The organism is Paenibacillus sp. F411, assembly GCF_017582705.1.
GTDB lineage: Bacteria > Bacillota > Bacilli > Paenibacillales > Paenibacillaceae > Paenibacillus_AQ > Paenibacillus_AQ algicola.
Genome location: NZ_JAGFIP010000028.1, coordinates 1 through 19,019, shown reverse-complemented (window position 1 = coordinate 19,019; position 19,019 = coordinate 1). Strand labels below are relative to the sequence as shown.

Here is a 19,019-nt window from a genome sequence, read left to right as displayed (position 1 = left end):
AGCTTTTCAGTCTCAGGTAGCATATTGCGGTTTCATCAGGGAAGCTTCCATTTGTTTTTGGTACAGCATTACGTTATCATCACAATAAAAAAGATGGTACTTCCACTAAGTTAGGTGGTCATAACCACACGTTATGGAGAGAACACGATGAGGATCGAATGGATTGACGCTTTTTTGACCACCGTCGAAACAGCCAGCTTGACAAAAGCCAGCGAGCAGTTGAACCTGACACAGCCTGCCCTTAGCAAGCAAATCAGAACTTTAGAGGGGGATGTCGGGGCTGAATTGTTTGTCCGATCTACAACCGGGGTGACTTTAACAAAGGCCGGCGAACAGCTTTTGCCTGCGGCAAAGACGATCCGCAATGAATGGAACGAGGTCAAAAAAGCCATTGCGATGGAGCAGGGATTAAAAGGTATCGCCATCGGGGCCTGGCCCAGTGTAGCCACCTCCTACTTGCCGAAAAAACTTGCCTTTACGAACCGCTCAGACTACAGCCTCAGAATCTCCCACAGCTATGTGGAATTGCTAAGCTTTTTGAAGGAGGGCAAGATTGATGTCGCACTGTTTGATAACACGGGAATCGATCATCCGTTCTTCTCGACCTTCCTTTTTGCTGAAGGCTTCCGACTTTACGTCCATAAGGACCACCCTATTTATGGGACACGGGAAAACGTTTATTTCGAAGATATCAAAGATGAAGAATTTCTGATGCTCCTTGAAACCTGCGACGCCCGGCGACTCATTGAAAAAGAATTTGAAAATCTCGGAGCCACGCTGAACATCTCCTCCGAAATTGAATTCGGACATAGCATTCTTGGCTTTATTGAAGCCCGTATTGGCATTTCGATCCTGCCAGATATTTTTGCTGAACGACTTTCTGCTGATTTACGGGCCATTCCGATTGAGAATTTTGATGTAAAACGCAAGGTGTCCATTATGGCCCGAGATGAAAAGGTAGGAAGAAAGGTCTTGGCTATGATTCGATAGTGGGATTCACTCCGTCAGCAGCACAAGGCCGCCTCACAAAGATCCATGATCTCTAATAAGACAGCCCCATATTTATATGTGCAGCAGTAACTCCTCTGGTACGCGCCCTATCAAAAGGAACCCGACTTTATAAGTCCGGTCTTGACCAGCAGTCTCTCTGTCATGACAGCAGCCTCCGCCCGGGTCAAGACACCTGTCGGACGAAGCTCCTGGCTTGAGCCTTGAATCACGCCATGTTGAATGAATAATGCTGCGGCCTGCTCTGCCCACGAAGAAAGTGTGCTCTTGTCTGTATACCCCGACAACACCGATTCGTCCAGAGTGAGCGTAAGCCTTCCCCCTGCTGTTTCAGACAGCCTCATCATCAGGACCATCGCTTCCTGGCGAGTAACAGGGCTTGATGGTCTCAAGGCCCCATCCCCATATCCCTGAACGATACCATACTCATAGGCAGCACCCACAGTGTCATAAAACCAGTCACTGACCTTTACATCTGTAAATGGAGAAGCCTTGGGTCCTTTATCACGGTAAGTATCAGCCTGCAGACCAAGGGCTCGAACCATTATGGCGAGCAGCTCTGCACGTGTAATCGGTGCATTTGGTGCATAACTTACTGAATTCGGACCTCCATGACCCTGAACAATCATTTTGGATGCCAGGCTCTTTACCGCAGGCTCAGACCAGTGTCCGCGAAGATCCTCGAAGACGGGAGAAGAGATCTCCTGAAGCAGTACAAATGTACCGGGTGCCAATGTGCTCAGCACTACCTCAGGGAGAGCTTTACCATCCTGCAGCTTCATGCTTGCAGGAACATGCCGCAGCGGATTTCCCGCCTGCCATACAGCAGCTGTTGTGACCTCACTTCCACGCTCTTCTTCTGCTTCTGATCTTGGAATTCTCAATTCTACCATCCGGCTAAAGCTCGCTACAGACTTCAAGCTATCACCAGAAGGAACCGATATTTTCAGTTCTACCGGCACGCCGAGCAACCGGTATCCCTGCGCGAAGGCCGCTCTGGAAATGCTCTCTTGAGCTTCCCGTTCCGCCATCGACAATTGGACCGATACTGCCGCTCCTCCTTGGGCTTGACTCACTGCCGGCTCCGGGATTCCTCGTACAGGGAATGTCAGCAGACCGACTGAGGTTTGAAGCTTAATCACCCCCTGACGGCTTCGCAGAAGCTCCATTGCCACCCTATCAACGTCCAGCTTGATCTGCTTCACATCTGCAGGAACCGTAATGAATACCTCAACCTCATTCTTGCTCTGTGCCAAAGATGATGACAGTAAGCCACCCTTCAGGATTACATCTGCGATAAGGTCATCCTTTTCCTGTTTCACGGTTGCCTTAACCACACCTGATAACGCACGATTATTCACCAATGCCGTTATTTCAAGGCGCTCGGCGCTGGACGAAGAATGACCATGGACCGGAGCAGTCGGTTCGCCTGAACCCGACTGTCCTGAACCTCCCGTTATCGGTGCTACAGGAGGCTCAGCCGGAGGACCTTCACCCTGACCTGGAGAACCACCCTCATCGTCTTCTGGATCTTCCTCACCGGATTTATGATCCCTGACTAACGTAACGGTGTAGATCTGTTGCACCCCTGCCGCCGCTGAAACCTCCAGTTCAATCCTGCTGTTACCGCTTGGCAGTGGAAGAGCAGGGCTTTCGAGTCCGGAACTGAGTACCTGCGGACCGGAAATGAGATCTCCCGCCTGACCGTATACACTGACTGTAACCCGGGCTTTACTGCCATATACATCTGCAGTAACTGAAATATTACCACTGTCATGCTTAATGGCTGCCTCATAATTATAAACCGTTCTGGTGAAGCCTGGTGACAACAACACCGGACCTGCATCAGATTTGAGTCCCACCTGCTGAAGATATACATCTAGCGCTGGACCTGGATCAGGCAGGTCTACCGAAGCAATCCTCCAGTGCGCATAAAGCGTAACATGATGATCAGCGATCCGAAGGAAATCTCCCGGGGCATAGGCATTCCCGCTGCCGTCTGCTGCCGTGCTCCATCCTATGAATTCATATCCGTCTCGTGACAACCCTCCGATGTTGCCAGGTACCTTCACAACATCATCTTCTGCATAGATGGCTGGATCTGTCGGCTCACTTCCTGCCGTGCTTCCATTTCCGTCATATGTCACCGTAAATCGTTTGGGTTTAGCCATGGCCAACGGCTTTACCGTGTATGCCGCCTTATATCCCGCCTTATCCCTTACAATGACGTTAAAGTAATAGGTTTTGCCCGGCTCCAGATTGGATACCGTCTGCTGCAACAATGCCGGCGTATAAAAGCCAAGCGGAGTTCCATACTGTTCAATGCGCGCCACGGTGTCGATCACCGCACTGGTTGAGACGTATGGCAGATACTCCAGCCGGTCTGAGGAGATCAGGTTGTCGCTGGCTGCGTTCCAATCCAGTACTACGGTTCCAGCCTCTGTTTCCAAAGCATGTATCAGGCCTGTGTCTGGCACCGGTGCCGTCGTGTCTAGAACCGCCCTGGTGACAGCGGGCAACGTCCGGCTGTTCGACGTATTATCTCCCATCTCTCCGTTCCTTCCATATCCCCATGCCCATACTATGCCGCTGTCCTTCAGCGCCAAACTGAAATAACCGCCCGCTGCAATATCAATGACACGATCCATACTTGCAGCTTGAAGAGGTACATTGGTCAAAAGTACGTGTCCCTGCCCCAGCTGTCCGCTGTTGTTATCCCCCCAGCCCCATACGTACCCAGCGGCATCAAGGGCTAGACTGTGGTGTGCTCCCGCACTTATTTTTGTAATATTCTGAAGATTTTGGACCTGTACAGGCAAGGAACGGTCACTTCTGCTTCCGTCGCCCAGCGTGGCATAGAGGTTGCGCCCCCAAGCCCAGACGGTACCATCTTTCTTAAGTGCAATGCTGAAAAAAGTGCCTGCCGAGACGGCCAACACATCGCTCAAACCACTTACCTGTACTGGAATCGATCTGCTGGTTTTCGTACCGTCTCCGATTTCGCCATAGTCGTTATGACCCCAGGCCCAGACGGTACCATCGCTTTTTAACGCAAGACTGTTATATTCCCCAGCAGCAATCTGAATAACATCCTTTAATCCCTGAACCTTCACGGGTGAGGTTCTTTTGATAAAAGTGCCATCTCCGACCTGCCCCCCCTCATTTCTGCCCCAGCCCCATACTTCACCTTCTTCATCCAGTGCCAGCTTGTGGTATCCGACACCCCCAGCAATGGCCTGTATGGTTGGCAGGCCCTGCACCTGAACCGGAACACTCACATTTTCTTCGGAGCCAATGCCAAGCTCTCCTTGTTCGTTCGCTCCCCAGCTCCATACTGTACCGTCTCTTTTCAGCGCCATGGAGCTTCGGGCCCCCGTGGCAATCTCAATGACATCGCCTATATTTGTTGTTTTAACCGGAATACTCCGGGGAACCGTAGTTCCATTCCCTAACTGACCATTCGTATTCTGTCCCCAGGTATAAACATCACCGCTGCTAACCAGCGAAACCGCATGATAAAAACCTGCAGCCAGCTTAGGATCTACCGGAGAACTCCCCGGATTTCCATAAACCGTCTCTTCGCCTGTCCAGCCGCTCAGCGGTCCCAGCAGCAGACACACACTCAGCAAAATCCTGCCTAACCTCCTCAACCTTGATCCCTCCCGCTTCATTTTAAAGCCTTCCTTCTCGGTTTAGACCCCATGGTAGCAAAGGAATTCAGGGAGAAACATTGACAAATGTTAACTTTTTATCTTTTTTCCCCTATAATCAAAATAGTTCGACCTATAACGTCACAAACGGCGAGGAACGAAGTCAATGCCCATTAAGATACCGATGATACAGGCAAAAATCTCACCGCCTGTTTTAAAAGATAATGTAATACACAGGCAGCAGTTAATAGAACAAATTACATTGGGAAGCCAGGGGAAGGTCACCTCGATCATTGCGCCAGCCGGATACGGCAAGTCTACTCTGCTGGCTCAATGGAGAACTGCCGCCGCGCATGAACGGAAAGTACATGCCTGGCTGACGCTGGATGACAGAGATAATGATCCCGTCCGTTTCTGGCGTTACGTCGTGGGCTCCCTGTACACCTCTCTGCCCACAGATCTGAAGAGCCGCTTTCTGACCCTTGCAGATATGCTGCCTGGAGCTTCATCAGGCATGTTTCTGGATACACTCCTCTATGAGCTGTCCGAGCTTCCCAGCGAAAGCTATATTATCCTGGATGATCTTCACGTCATAGATCATCCAACAATTCATGATAATCTGAGTTATCTGATCGACTATCTGCCGCAGCACATTCACATCCTTCTCTCTTCCCGAACCGAGTTGCCGTTCTCTACCATCCGTTGGAGAGTCCAGAAGCAGGCTGCCGATATTTCCATGGAGCAGCTCCAATTTAACGAAGAAGAAACCCGAGAGTACCTCCATTCCTTATACGGACATACCTCTATGTTTATTACAGATCAGCAGATTCGGGACCTAACGAAACAGACTGAAGGTTGGGTAACCGCACTTCAGCTCGCCTCCTTGTCCCTACAAAGTTCAAGCCCGGATGAGCTGTTTATGCACGTCATCGGTGGAGATCACCGCCATTTGGGAGAGTATCTTGTCAGCGAAGTGATGTCCAAGCTTTCGGAGGAAACACAGGACTTCTTGTTAAAAACATCCGTTCTCTCCCGTTTGGATACAGCTGCATGCAATGCCGTGACAAACCTGAGTAACGGCCAGCTCATGCTGAATCAGCTGCAAAAGCTGAATTTATTTCTGGTTCCGCTGGATGAGCAGGACCGATGGTTCCGATATCATCATCTGTTCGCCGAGTTTTTGCAGCATCGGCTGTTGCTCGAACATCCTTCAGTCTACAGGCAGCTTCATGTGCTGGCAGGACAGCATTTCGCGGAGAATGGCTGGATGGATGAAGCGCTGGAGCACGCCATACAGGCGGAGAATTATGATCTTGCTGAATTGTATCTGTCATCTCATCTTCAGCATGTCCTGCGCCGCGGGGAACTGACGACACTTTGCAAGTGGCTGGATCATATATCTTCCCATCACACACTTTCGCACGAGTTGTCCTTGTTTCATGCCTTTGTGCTAGTGCTAACGGGAGACATGAAGCAGGCCGAAGAGATTTTGACGAAGCTGGAACAGATCTGTGCCAATATGTCATCTTCGGAACGGCGGAACCAATTGCAAAGCAGCATGCTGTTCGTACGCTCCAATCTGGTGTTTCGAAACGGAGATTTCGAGAAATGGTTTGTGTTCAGTCAAGGTATTCTGGATAACATTATCCCGGACAATCCGATATATCTTCACTTTGACTACAATCTTCGCGAGCCGCTGGTAAGGCTCACCTCAATGGGCTTGAACGGTGTCTTATCACGCGATACCGAGAAAATCGGGCTCATGTTTACCGACGTACTTGCTGCCCACGGGTGGAAAGAATCACTGATACATCTCTATGTCAAGCAGTCACTATGCGAGGGATATTATGAGTGGAACCGGCTGGAAGACAGCCGGCGTCTGGCTGGAGAAATTGCGAAGTCCAGGAGCAGTGTGGATACCCTGGGGCTGCTGATTCCTCTTCGGATCACCGAGGCTCGCCTGGCAGCAGCGGAGGGGCAGTACACACTGGCCCATCATATTATTGACGAGACCCAGCAATCTGTGCTGTCTAGAAATGAACATACATGGGTGCTGGAGCTCCGTGCATTTCGGGCCAGACTATTACTACAGGAGCGAAACATAACGCAAGCCAGAAAAGAAGTCGCAGCCTTAGGCATCCGGCCCAAGGATAAACCCATTTATAGCCGAGAGTTTCAAATCTTGACCCTTGTCCGCCTCTTGGGTAGACAGCGCAAAGAGCCTGAAGGTCTTCGGCTGCTGGAGCTGTTAAAACTTCAAGCCGCACGGGAACAGCAAATTGCGAGTCTCGTGGAAATCTCTATTTTGCAGGCGCTGCTAGAAACGCAGAGAGGTCAGGTTACGCGGGGAATGACTTTTCTTTCTGAGGCCTTGACTTTAGGAAGTCAACATGGATATATCCGAAGTTTTCTGGATGAGGGGCCGGAAATGCAGCATTTGCTGAAACAGTACGCTGAGCGCTCGGAAGTTCGGCATGACGCTGAAGCAGAAGGGAAGCTGCTCGACTATGTCCGCATGCTGGGCAAACAGTTTCCGCAACCCCATGAAGTCGAACTCGCTGCTGCCGCGGAATTGACACCTTCCCTCCCCGAAGCCTTAAGCCGAACTGAGCTTGATCTGCTGAACCAGATCCGGCAAGGGGCATCCAATAAGGAGATCGCAGCAAATTTGTCTCTTTCTCAGGGCACCATCCGCGTATATCTCTCACGGCTGTATGACAAGTTGGAGGTGTCCACCCGTACTCAGGCACTCGTTAAAGCACAAGCGTTGGGAATTTTGGATGGAGATAATTAAAGGGGCTTTAACCGGGCTCGAGCTAACTCGTGTAGTTTTGTAATTCGCGATAGAGATTAAACCAATCTTTCTTTGTTATAAAACCCCTTGAATGTTCCTGTATATATTGTTCTGGTAACGGTGCTGCGCTTATTCCCAAAGCCTTATATATTACTTCTTTCCATGAGATATATCCTTCTGTATCAGTTTGAGTTCCTCAATATCCTTATCCTTTAATTCCAAAATCGCATCGTTTTGCAATAAATTCAACTCATGTATGGGTTGATGGATGATCTGTTTATTAATAAACATATGATGCTCTACCGCCGCCGAACTTATTAAGTGATTTGGATCTTCATTTTTTATATCTTGCGCCAGTTTGTTTAAAGCGTTAACCTTATGACTGATTTCTAAAAGGTTAGAACTAAGAAAATTTGCTTCATATACACTTAAGCTTCTATTTGTAATTGCTTCGTTCAATGATAGATCCGAATTGGAAACTCGAGTAACCAATTCAGAAATATTAGTGATAAGATGGGCCGAAATATAATGCTGGTACCCTTTAATTTCCTTCGTCTTAACGCTTATAATAACCGCTAAAATAATCATAACGAGTACCATAAACGATATTACGACAAGAGATTTCCAACTTACTTTCCTTATCATTGATAGGTCTCCTTTTTTTATCATTCTAGGGCGTGTCTTCAAACCTAGGCAAGCCAAACTAAGCTAGATGCCAAGGATAAAAAGGCCGCAAAGGTACAGGCCAGCTTCTCATAGCGAGTAGCCTAACGTCGATATTTCTTCAGTTTATTGAAAAAGCATTCGACTAAGTGGCGTTCTTTGACAACCACCAGTCACATTTTCGTTGCTTTACACGGTTCTTCTTAGGTTGAATAACTGATGTAGCTTGCTGTTCCTTCAGTAGATCGAGAATTTGATTAGTGTCATACCCTCGATCTGCGATGACCTGCTTATTGGTTAAATCCAGATTCTGAAGCATCTCATATCCAATCACACCATCATGTGTGTTGCCAGGAGAAAGAACGATGCTCAGCGGGCATCCTAACGCATCAACGACCGCATAAATTTTCGTAGTTATGCCTCCTCGGGATCTCCCGATTGCTTGCTTGTCTGGCCCCCTTTTGCGCCAGCACCATGCTGATGTACACGGACGATCGAGGCATCAATCATTAAGCTTTCCAAATCGGGTTCCGATGCGAGGCACTCTAAAACTTAATGGAATACACCTGCTTTCTCCCAGCGTCGAAATCGAGTGTAGACCGACTTCCATGGTCCGTAATATTTCGGTACATCCCGCCATGGCGCTCCGCTTCGAGCAATCCACAGCATTGCATTGATCATAATTCGGTTGTCTTTGGCAGGCAGGCCGCCCTGAGCTTTCCGCTCCGCAGGCAGCAAGTCTTTCATCTTGTCCCACTGGTCGTCACGTAACTCGTATTGTTATCTCATACCTTCATTTTACCAGATTAAGACAACCCGAGTGGTTTGAAGACACGCCCTAGGCAATATCGTAAGGAGATGTTCTCTACTCCACCACCCAGGATTTTGCACCCCTAGCTCAATAATGCATACGGAAAGGGTGAATATATTCCATAAAGATTGCAAGGCATATGGAACACTTAAAAAAGATAACATAAAATTAATTGAGCGAGACTCATGGTGTTCAAACGTAGAACAGTCCCGATCATGAAAGTGTTAATCTGACGTAATTAAAAGTCCAGATCAAGTCACATTATTTTTGTAGGCTGGAGTATCACATATATTATCCTACATAGACTATCGCTTTATTATTTAAGTCATCACTAATCAAATAATCTAAGGATATCCATTCATAATTTACTAATCCAATTTTTTCAGCTAACTGATATGCCGGTGGGTCCTCAAAATCATATTCATCAATATCAAAAATTTCTTCTATGTTACTTGTTTCATTTCCTTGACTGACAATCAACTCGTTAATCACCTCTAAATCAAAACAATCTTTATCAATGATTATTTCATCACTCCAATCACATTTGTAATCAAAGACAATCTTATCTTTATTGAAAATTTGAAATTGCCACCCATGATCTTCTGCGTAAATATAATGAGCCAATAATCCAGAATTGCACCGAACAACTGATTCATTTATATCAAAGCCTGGTCCATCTATCAGGAAAGTAACCCATCCATTTTTTTCTTCAAATACATATCCTTTGTTTCCAGACTTCTTAATTAGTTCTATAGCTGTTTCTCTATCTACAGCCATCAGATGATAACTTTCACTAAATTCACTCATTTTGAACACCTCTTTTTATTCATAGTTCTTATCAAAATACAAGTAATAAAATCCTTGAATAGGTTTGACATGGAGCCTATGTAAGCAGAGCCCCTGCAAAGGCACGAAACCAAAAAAATTGCTTGAAACATTAATTGCTCCAAAACTAAACATTATGGTAATTATAGCTATTTGACCTTAAAATATAATTAGTTCTGAGTCTTGCGATTATCGTAATAACAATGCCAATGGGGGTAGTTTATGGAAAACCTAGTTTTTTCCAAAGCAATGAGCATGCATGTTACAACCTACAAAATACTAAATGATAAAGGAGAACAACTCGTCTCTTTACTGCAACAATTTTTCGATCTTTTTCTAGGATACATTGAAGAAGATCTAGATATTATGATTGAATTCATGAATGGTAAAGAAAAGACCATGCAAATGAACAACAAGAATATATCGAAGGTCTACGATTACTTCCTGCAAGGCAAAATTGAGTGCCTAGATATCTTCCACTACTATGATCTTCACGATGAAGCTATGGATCGGCATTATCCAGGGCTTTATACTGTGGGAATTAGCTGTAACCAAGCCTCTACATATTCACCAGAGTTAGCAAAAAGTAGAATTTTTCCAAATAGTTTCAGTCTATCTTTAAATGAACGATTGTTCAACAACTATATCCCTTCGCATGTTCAAAATGATTTTGTTGATTTATTTAAACAAGCAATCATTTTACTTGAAGGAGTTACAGGCTTCATTACTTATGAATCCACCGCTGCAAGCAGTTATACAAGAACACCTTTCGAGACTCACTGGTCAATCGACACGAGCAGCCCGCCAGGTTACACCCAGCGCTTACGCGGTTATTTCTGGCTCAATTATCTAAGCACACACCATATTAATCAATTAGGCGGCTTAGATTGTATTCGCAAAAATGCACCATGTGGTGTGATTGAGTCTTTAGACCAGCAGGATAAGTTAGGTTTATTACTAGGACTAACGGATAACATTAATGATTACTCGGATGACCAATTACGTAAACTCAGAGAATACTTTTGGCCTTTACTAGGTATCGGTATCGAAGACAATAATGAACATGTCCCATCCTTCGAATATCCACCGAGGTACATCGCGAGATTGGTTGAATAATTAAAAGAGGGGATAACTCATAATTAATGGGTTGTCCCCTCTTATTCATCTTACGGTGCAAGGTTCAAGAATAAACTCGACCCCCTGATGGAGGTACCAACACAACAGAAATAATAAACTTACCGACCTTATATGTTACTATCCCTGCAACCATTATTTTAGCAGACATAGATAACGTCTCGGGGGCAGGATTAGTTTGTTTTTCTGGGGCTGTAACAAGTGTAGGGGTATTCACCGGTGTTTTATTTTTTTTATTAGTTTGATAGTATATCATTCCACCCTGAAGTTCAGCAAATTCACGAATCGGTACTCCTGGTCTAACTGAAATTTCTTCTGTAGGAGTCCAACCAATCTTGAAAGGTCTTATTGCGAGAGCGTAAAATATCTTGTGTAAATAGATACTTAGCAAAGAGGAAAACCTTTCTTGTAGAATTAAGTCACCACAATCAACTCACAAGAAAGAGGTCTTCCCTATGAATCATTTTACATCAAATTTGGTCCAAGCTCTCGATGGATTTTACGCATAACATTGAGAGTAATACCTTGGTGTTTTATTCGTTGTAAAATGCCATGACCTATTAGGTCTGTAAAATATGTAACCGGTTAAAACGGGAAATCCAAATATATAACTAATAAAGTAATGATCTCAATCTCAATTTAAGGCGTATTATTTCAACTATTTCGTTTTTATGGTAATCATCAAGGTTTCTGAACACATCTATTAAATTCTTCTCAATCTCTTCTACATATGTTACACCATCATCCGTATCCACTCCGGTTAATAACCAGTTCAAGTTCACGTTATATTGTGTTCGTATTGATATAAGCGTTTCCGCGGACGGATTACTATTCCCCATTTCAATTTCACTCAGGTTCCCTTGAGAAATTCCTATGCTTTTTGCAAACTGAACTTGGTTTAAATTGTTCTCTTTACGGATACATTTTATTTTATGGACAATGTCATTCAACATTTTCACCACCAATCATGAAGTATGTATATTGTTTTTTAGCATTTTAAAAGGGAGCCACGAATCAATCCCGCGGGCTCCCTTCTAGATGTTAAAAATCATTCATTTTACATTTCGGTTCCACACATCTTTTACTGGTTCCATAGATCTTTTACTATTTCCAGACATCTTTATTACCGGACATAATTATGTAACGAAAATAAAGTCGTATCGCTCCGCCCCCGCTCCCCTCACCTTCAAAAAAGCCCGTCACTACGCCTTTCCTCGCCCCTTTCCCCTGTACTTTCTGACAACTTGAGTAAATAAAGTCGTATGGGCAAAACAGGAGAAAAAGCCTGAGAACTGCCTGAAACATGGCTTGGGAAATGAAAATAAAGTCGTATCGGAAAATGCAGGGAAAGGACAGGGATAAGACAGGGCTATAGGGCATAGGAAAGCCTGAGAAAAAGCCTGGGCAAATGCCTGAGTAAACCCGCTTCAACGCCCCAAAAGCCTTGAATAGCCTGAAAAAAGCCTCTGAGATAAGATTCGAGAAAGAGCCTGCATTTTCCTTCCATCTCCCCTAATCCCTATCCCCTGAAACAAAAGAAAAGCTGAGCAAATGACAGGAAATAATCCTGAACTGCTCAGCTCTGATACGACTTTATTTGCTTTGATACGAGTTTGGAGAGAGGGATATGAGTTTATTTGCATCTCACAATAATTCACTCCACCAACCCACACCCTACTCCACCGTCACACTCTTCGCCAGATTACGCGGCTTGTCGACGTCGTGGCCGAGGGCCAGGGAAGCGTAGTACGCGAGCAGCTGCAGTGGAACCACCGACAGGGCTGCTGTCAGGACAGGCAGGGTCTTTGGAATTGCGAAGGCCTGGTCGACAGACTTCAGCAGGTTCACCACATGCTCCTCGTACGTGATTACCATAACATCGGCACCACGTGCTTTAACTTCCTTAATGTTGCTGACCGTCTTCTCCAGTACATCCTCTTGCGTGGCCAGAGCGATCACAGGAATACCTTCTTCAATCAAAGCCAGCGTTCCGTGCTTCAGTTCCCCTGCAGCATACGCTTCAGAGTGGATGTAAGAGATTTCTTTCAGCTTCAAAGAGCCTTCCTGGGCAACAGCGTAATCCTGTCCACGGCCAATAAAGAACAAGTGCTGGTGCTTGGAGATCTGCTCGGCATAGCCCTTGATTGCTTCCGTGTTCGCCAGCATAGACTCAACCTGCTCCGGCAGGGCGTCCATTGCAGCGATAATTTCAGCAGCTGCATCCTCGGTAATTGTACCTCGAACCTGTGCAAGGTACAGACCGAACAGATAGAAAGCAATCAGCTGGGAGCTGTACGCCTTTGTCGAGGCTACTGCAATTTCAGGGCCTGCTAAGGTTCCAACGACATCGTCCGCTTCCCGGGCGATAGAGCTGCCAACTACGTTCGTAATAGCCAGCACGTGAGCACCTTTGCTCTTCGCTTCACGCAATGCTGCCAGTGTATCTGCAGTTTCACCGGATTGGCTGACGACAATGACCAAGGTTTCCGGAGTTACGATCGGATCGCGGTAGCGATATTCAGATGCTACATCATTCTCCGCAGGAATACGAACCAGCTGCTCAATGACGCTGCGTCCCACCAAGCCGGCATGATAAGCCGTCCCGCAGGCAACAATCTGAACATTCCGAATGTTCTTGATCTGTTCTTCCGTCAGCTTCAAATCCTGGAACACGACGCGGCGCCCGCTTTCATCCACACGGCCCAGCATTGTGTCACGGTAAGCCTTCGGCTGCTCGTGAATTTCTTTGAGCATGAAATGATCAAAGCCGCCTTTTTCTGCAGTGACTGCATCCCATTCGACATGAATCATTTCCCGAGAAATAAAATTCCCTTCAATCGTCATCAATTCGACAGCGTCAGCCGTAAGCACAGCCATTTCGCCATCGTTCAAAATGTATACATCACGCGTATATTTCAAAATAGCTGGAATATCGGAACCAATAAAGTTCTCGCCTTCGCCAATACCAATAATCAGCGGGCTCGCTTGACGCACTGCTACAAGCTTATCCGGCTCATACTCAGTCAGCACACCCAGAGCAAACGCTCCACGCATGAAGGTAATCGCCTTCTGCACCGCTTCAACGATATTTCCGTTGTATTCACGGGCAATAAGGTGCGAGATCACTTCGGTATCCGTCTCGGACACGAACTGATGGCCTTGCTCTATCAGCTCTTCCTTAAGCTCAAGATAATTTTCCACGATGCCGTTATGCACCACCGAGAATTTCTGGCTTTCGTCCGTATGGGGATGGGAGTTCACATCCGAAGGCTTGCCATGCGTAGCCCAACGTGTATGTCCAATTCCTGCAGTTCCTACGAGCGGAGCATTCTCCAGCTTCGACTCCAGGTTCGCCAGACGTCCTTTGGCTTTCGCAACTTGAAGACCCTCCGATGTAAATACGGCAATGCCTGCCGAATCGTACCCGCGGTACTCCAGCTTCTTCAATCCCTCGATCAGCACCGTTTGCGTCTTCTGGTTCCCAATATATCCAACAATACCACACATAATAAAATTCCTCCGTTCGGTGTCCCACGATGAGACGTCAACAGAACACGGATCTGCATGTGCGGTAGAAAATACAAAGAAGAATGATTTATTCAGTTATCAACGTTCAAGCCTGTCACGCAGACTGAATTCACCGAAACCTTGAATGCACTCTTCCTCCACCGCGAAATCAAACCGCGTGTTCTCGGACACTCGTGGTTTTCCAGTTTAGTATAGTGGCACCTGCCGGCACGTTGTGGGAACAGTCGCCTGTTCCTTTTCCGATCCGGCTTACGGCTGGTGCAGCATACCGGGAGGTCCCCGCCGAACATTTCGAACACCTCCACCTCGTCAGCTTGGAATGCCGTTGGCATCTCGCTTAGCCATGGTGACTGTGCGTTTCTTCCGTCAGACTCCATGATTTCATCTAAGCTACTCTGCCGTCCCCGCGCATTCACAAGCTCTGGCGCTTGTAAAGCTTCAGTAACCTCACAACCCTGCCTTTCTATTTTTGAATAACATGGTTTATTATATGCATCTCCAGCCGGTTTGGCAACTGGTCTTCCTGCCCATTGGAGCTCTCTTAGTTGTATCAACCCAAGAGCAGGCCGGTGAAACGCGATCTTTCTCTTCTCCGGCCTTTTCCTGGACAAAATACCGCTAATTACGCAAGTTCCTGCTTCACGACTTCTGCAATCTGCTGAACATAACGCTCCAGCTCTTCCTTGTCAGGTCCTTCTGCCATTACACGAATCAATGACTCTGTACCGGATGGACGAACCAGCACCCGCCCATTGCTGCCAAGAATGCCTTCAACCTCCGCAATGGCAGCAAGAATGCCTGGATTCCCCTCATACTTGCTCTTATCCCCAACGCGAACATTGACGAGCACCTGTGGATATTTGCGCATGCTCTTTTTCAGCTCGCTCAGCGGCTTCCCGGCCGATACCAATGTATCTACCAGCTGAATTCCCGTCAGAATGCCATCCCCTGTAGTATTGTAATCGAGAAAAATAACGTGCCCCGACTGCTCGCCGCCCAGATTATAGCCGCCTTTACGCATCTCTTCCATCACATAGCGGTCACCTACTGCGGTCTTGGCTGTCTTCAGCTTCAGCGATTCGCACGCTTTATAGAAGCCAATATTGCTCATGACGGTAGACACTACGGTGCCTTCCTTCAACAATCCGGCGCGGTTCATGGCATCTCCGCAGATGCACAGAATAAAGTCGCCATCCACTTCATCTCCCGTGCTGTCGATCGCAATCAGGCGATCCGCATCGCCGTCAAAAGCAAGTCCCAGATCCGCACCGTGACGCAGCACCTCATCGCGCAGAAGCTCCGGATGTGTAGAACCGCACTCTTCATTAATGTTCAGTCCATTCGGCTCAGCGCCGATGGCAATAACCTCTGCTCCCAAATCCCGGAACAGCTGGGGAGCAAGCTCATATGCAGCTCCATGGGCACAGTCCAGCACAATCTTCAAGCCGTCAAAGCGGTTCTTGATGGTGGTCTTCAAATATTCTAAATATTTGTACTTCGCCTCTTCATCTGTGGTCATGCGCCCCAAATCCTTACCGACAGGACGAGGAAGCTCGTCTTGCTCGGCGTCCATCAGCTTCTCAATCTGCAGCTCCGTTTCATCCGACAGCTTGAAGCCATCACCGCCAAAAAATTTAATGCCGTTATCCTCCACCGGATTATGCGACGCCGAGATCATAACCCCTGCATCCGCCTTTAGTAAACGTGTAATATAAGCGACGGCCGGTGTGCTTACGACTCCCACTCGAATGACATTCGCGCCAATGGACAGCAGTCCTGCTGCCAGTGCCGACTCCAGCATCGCGCCGGAAATCCGTGTATCCATGCCAATGACAACGTTTGGCTTCTCCTTGCTCCCTGCAAGAACATACCCGCCGCAGCGGCCAATGCTGTACGCCATTTCTGCGGTTAATTCCTGGTTTGCAACGCCTCTGACCCCATCAGTACCGAAATATTTCCCCATTGTTCTTTGATCTCCTTTTGTATAAATGCTGCTTCAATTATATATTTATTCTGCTCTGGTGTCTGTCGTCTCTGTTGATGCTTCATTCTCCGGATCGTCAGCTGGATCACGCTCTGGATTGCCCGGCTCATTACCGGGTTCCGGAGCTGGTTCCTCTTCTCCCGGGCCTGTCCCGCTCCCAGGCTGGGAGCCAGCGCGGTCATCTTCCTCACGCATCGGATCCTTCTCTCCGCTGCGATCCCCGTCAGGCTCCTCTTCCGGCTCAGGCACCGGCTCTCTGCCATCATTATCGCTGGAGCCTGGACTTCCCGGCGGCTCGGAAGGCTCTCCCGTTGCAGGCTCAGCCGGCTCCCTTAGCTCTACTGTAATGACAATGCGGCTGTTGTTCACCCGGCTGACAAACCGGGGCAAGGTAACTTCTAACGGGATTTCATGAATGCCTGCGTCCAGCCCGGAGGCATCTGCGGAAAGAATGATATCTTGGACCTGCAGCTCGTCCAGCCGCGCCGGCGCCCCTTTCAGCGTCATGGATAGGAAGGAACGTCCAGGCTCGACCATGACCGCCTTCAGACCGGAAGGAACATTCGTGATCGAAATCGGAATATCATCCATCATCCGCTCGCTGACCGCAACAACCGTCATTTCCACTTCCATGGAGCCCGGCTCGATTCTCTCAAATCCTGGAGGCGGCGTCAAGTCTGCCGAAAGCACTGTTGTCCCTGCCTCTGTCAGCTCTGACAAGTCAATCAACGCACCGTTATAGGACTTTATACTCTCAATCTGCTCCGGCTCGCCGTATAGTGTAACCTCTGTGATGCGCGGGTCAGCTTCAGAAAGCACGAGCCCCTCCGGCAGACTGCCAGTGTACTGAACCTCCAGCGGTACCTTTACAAAGCCCGCTTCCACCGGAACCTGAACCGCAATAGCAGGCGGATTAATGACAGCGTCTGTCATTTCATTTCCTTCCTGATCATATGCGGTCAGCTTCACCCGATTTTCTTCAAAAGACTCCTTCGCCCCGTCCAGCTCCACCGTGCCCTTCACCTGGGACAGCCTGGCAAGCTCTGACTCCGGCATCGTCACCTGCACATTCTTCGGATTCACCTCGATCGGTCCCGACAGCCGGTAGCCCTCAGCTAGCTCGCCGCTGGTGCCGACCGCCGCTGGAACCGTCTCAGACTGGCGTTCCTCCACCGTGACCGTGACGACAGAAGGGTCCATCGAGACCAGCTCCACGCCATTGGGCAGCGAATGCGTTAATGGCAGTGTCTGTGTGCCGGGAGACTTGATCCCGCTTAAGTCCAGCTTCACCTTATACTCATCGGCAAAAATCGTCGTAATATCCGTTCGGCGCCCCTTCACCCTTAAAGACACCTGATCGGCACTGATCCCCGTTAGGGCATAAGCAGTATCATCAAAACCGAACGTCTGGATATTCACCTGTACCGTTTTGGTATCAAACGAAGTCGTAGGCGGCGCAGGCACACCGTTCTCAATATGCACCATCACCCATAGCAGCATGCTCACAGCAAGAGCAATAAGCTTGGCAGCGGTGTTATTCTTAATCCATTTATCCATGCTAACGGTCTCCCTTCCGTTTCCAGAAGAACGAGCGTTTCTCCTTTACAGCGGCAGCCGGACGCAATTGTTCATAAAGCTTCGAAATCAGTGATTCTTCTTTAATATCGCGGACAACCTGTCCGTTCATTGCCAGCGAGACCTGTCCCGTCTCTTCCGAAACGACAACAGAAATAGCATCTCCTACCTCACTGATCCCGATGGCCGCCCGGTGGCGCGTACCCAGCTCCTTACTGATAAAAGGATTCTCGGACAGCGGCAGGTAGCAGCCTGCTGCAGCAATTTGCCCGTTCTGAATAATGACAGCCCCGTCATGCAGCGGTGTATTCGGTATAAAAATATTAATGATCAGCTCCGAGCTCAGCACAGAGCGCATCGAGATTCCGGATTCCACGTATTCGTTCAGGCCCGTCGTGCGTTCAAACACAATTAACGCCCCTATTTTTCGACGTGATAAATAATTCACGGCCTTAATGGTTTCGCCGATTAACTTATTAGTCTGCTCATCCATATCCGCGGCCCGCCCGAACAGCTTTCCGCGCCCCAGCTGCTCCAGACCTCGGCGGAGCTCCGGCTGAAAAATAATAAAGATTGCCAGCACCCCGAACGTAAAGATCTGGTTCATCAGCCATTTTAGCGTATATAGATCAAACCACGTGCTAAGCGCCCAGATGACGACAAGCACCAGAATCCCCTTCAGCAGCTGAACCGCCCGCGTTCCTCGTACGAGCAAAATCAGATGGTATATGATATAAGTGACGATGAGGATATCGATAATATCTTTAATGGACTCTTTCCAAGTCAAGTCCGCAAAATACTCCATATAGTAACCCCCGCCATGTTCTTTAAGTAACCTTTAATATATGTAGTATGTGCTCTACATACTCTAGGTTATAACGTTAGCCCCTCCGATGCAACCTAAGTTCCCGGAATTTATAACGAGGGAGGCTCTACTCCCAGTGCTCGAAATAAATCAGCCTGTTTTTGCGTTACCTCGCCCAAGATTCGACCGTGTCCAGGCGCTTCAAACCGCTCTATTGTGTCTAATTCATCCAGCAGCCCTTG

At 47.8% G+C, this 19,019-nt stretch carries 12 protein-coding genes and 1 pseudogene; 3 read left to right on the top strand and 10 right to left on the bottom strand.

Translation table 11 applies throughout. The features are described 5' to 3' along the window. Positions 1 to 147 precede the first annotated feature (147 nt). The gene (locus tag JJQ72_RS19620; RefSeq protein WP_208204721.1) at positions 148 to 990 is read left to right on the top strand and encodes a LysR family transcriptional regulator; all 843 of its coding nucleotides are present in this window, start codon (positions 148 to 150) and stop codon (positions 988 to 990) included. A 110-nt stretch (positions 991 to 1,100) separates the two neighbouring features. Here the strand turns inward: JJQ72_RS19620 and JJQ72_RS19615 are convergent, their stop codons facing one another. Then, positions 1,101 to 4,628 carry an RCC1 domain-containing protein gene (locus JJQ72_RS19615; protein ID WP_347880780.1) on the bottom strand — a complete coding sequence of 1,176 codons (3,528 nt, stop codon included), beginning with the start codon at positions 4,626 to 4,628 and terminating at the stop codon, positions 1,101 to 1,103. Positions 4,629 to 4,920: 292 nt separating this feature from the next. Between JJQ72_RS19615 and JJQ72_RS19610 the strand changes: the two genes are divergently transcribed. Further along, positions 4,921 to 7,452 (top strand): winged helix-turn-helix domain-containing protein, encoded by a 2,532-nt coding sequence (locus JJQ72_RS19610; RefSeq protein WP_243896284.1) that lies wholly within the window; start codon positions 4,921 to 4,923, stop codon positions 7,450 to 7,452. A gap of 150 nt (positions 7,453 to 7,602) precedes the next feature. Here the strand turns inward: JJQ72_RS19610 and JJQ72_RS19605 are convergent, their stop codons facing one another. The 3 genes and pseudogenes from JJQ72_RS19605 to JJQ72_RS19595 form a co-directional block, all read right to left on the bottom strand. Next, positions 7,603 to 8,097: a hypothetical protein gene (locus JJQ72_RS19605; protein WP_208204718.1), complete on the bottom strand. Its 495-nt coding sequence runs from the start codon at positions 8,095 to 8,097 to the stop codon at positions 7,603 to 7,605. Positions 8,098 to 8,141: 44 nt separating this feature from the next. Further along, positions 8,142 to 8,862 (bottom strand): annotated as a pseudogene (locus JJQ72_RS19600) (IS5 family transposase). Positions 8,863 to 9,217: 355 nt separating this feature from the next. Then, complete coding sequence (locus JJQ72_RS19595; RefSeq protein ID WP_208204717.1) at positions 9,218 to 9,733, bottom strand: hypothetical protein; 516 nt, start codon at positions 9,731 to 9,733, stop codon at positions 9,218 to 9,220. Between the two features lie 240 nt (positions 9,734 to 9,973). On the opposite strand from JJQ72_RS19595, the gene JJQ72_RS19590 reads away from it, so the two are divergent. Then, positions 9,974 to 10,867, top strand: a complete 894-nt coding sequence (locus JJQ72_RS19590) for a hypothetical protein (protein WP_208204716.1) — start codon at positions 9,974 to 9,976, stop codon at positions 10,865 to 10,867. Between the two features lie 64 nt (positions 10,868 to 10,931). Here JJQ72_RS19590 and JJQ72_RS19585 read toward each other — a convergent pair whose 3' ends face one another. From JJQ72_RS19585 to cdaA, 6 genes are all read right to left on the bottom strand, one after another. Continuing rightward, positions 10,932 to 11,276 carry a hypothetical protein gene (locus JJQ72_RS19585; protein WP_208204715.1) on the bottom strand — a complete coding sequence of 115 codons (345 nt, stop codon included), beginning with the start codon at positions 11,274 to 11,276 and terminating at the stop codon, positions 10,932 to 10,934. Positions 11,277 to 11,496: 220 nt separating this feature from the next. After that, a complete protein-coding gene (locus tag JJQ72_RS20940; protein WP_208204714.1) occupies positions 11,497 to 11,838 on the bottom strand; it encodes a helix-turn-helix domain-containing protein in 342 nt (113 codons plus the stop codon). Positions 11,839 to 12,559: 721 nt separating this feature from the next. Next, positions 12,560 to 14,392 (bottom strand): glutamine--fructose-6-phosphate transaminase (isomerizing), encoded by a 1,833-nt coding sequence (glmS, locus tag JJQ72_RS19575; protein WP_208204713.1) that lies wholly within the window; start codon positions 14,390 to 14,392, stop codon positions 12,560 to 12,562. A gap of 643 nt (positions 14,393 to 15,035) precedes the next feature. Beyond that, positions 15,036 to 16,376, bottom strand: coding sequence for a phosphoglucosamine mutase (gene glmM / locus JJQ72_RS19570; RefSeq protein WP_208204712.1), 1,341 nt, complete (start codon positions 16,374 to 16,376; stop codon positions 15,036 to 15,038). A 45-nt stretch (positions 16,377 to 16,421) separates the two neighbouring features. Next, a complete protein-coding gene (locus JJQ72_RS19565; RefSeq protein ID WP_208204711.1) occupies positions 16,422 to 17,954 on the bottom strand; it encodes a CdaR family protein in 1,533 nt (510 codons plus the stop codon). 1 nt (position 17,955) lies between these two features. After that, positions 17,956 to 18,777: a diadenylate cyclase CdaA gene (cdaA, locus tag JJQ72_RS19560; protein ID WP_138227112.1), complete on the bottom strand. Its 822-nt coding sequence runs from the start codon at positions 18,775 to 18,777 to the stop codon at positions 17,956 to 17,958. Positions 18,778 to 19,019 lie beyond the last annotated feature (242 nt).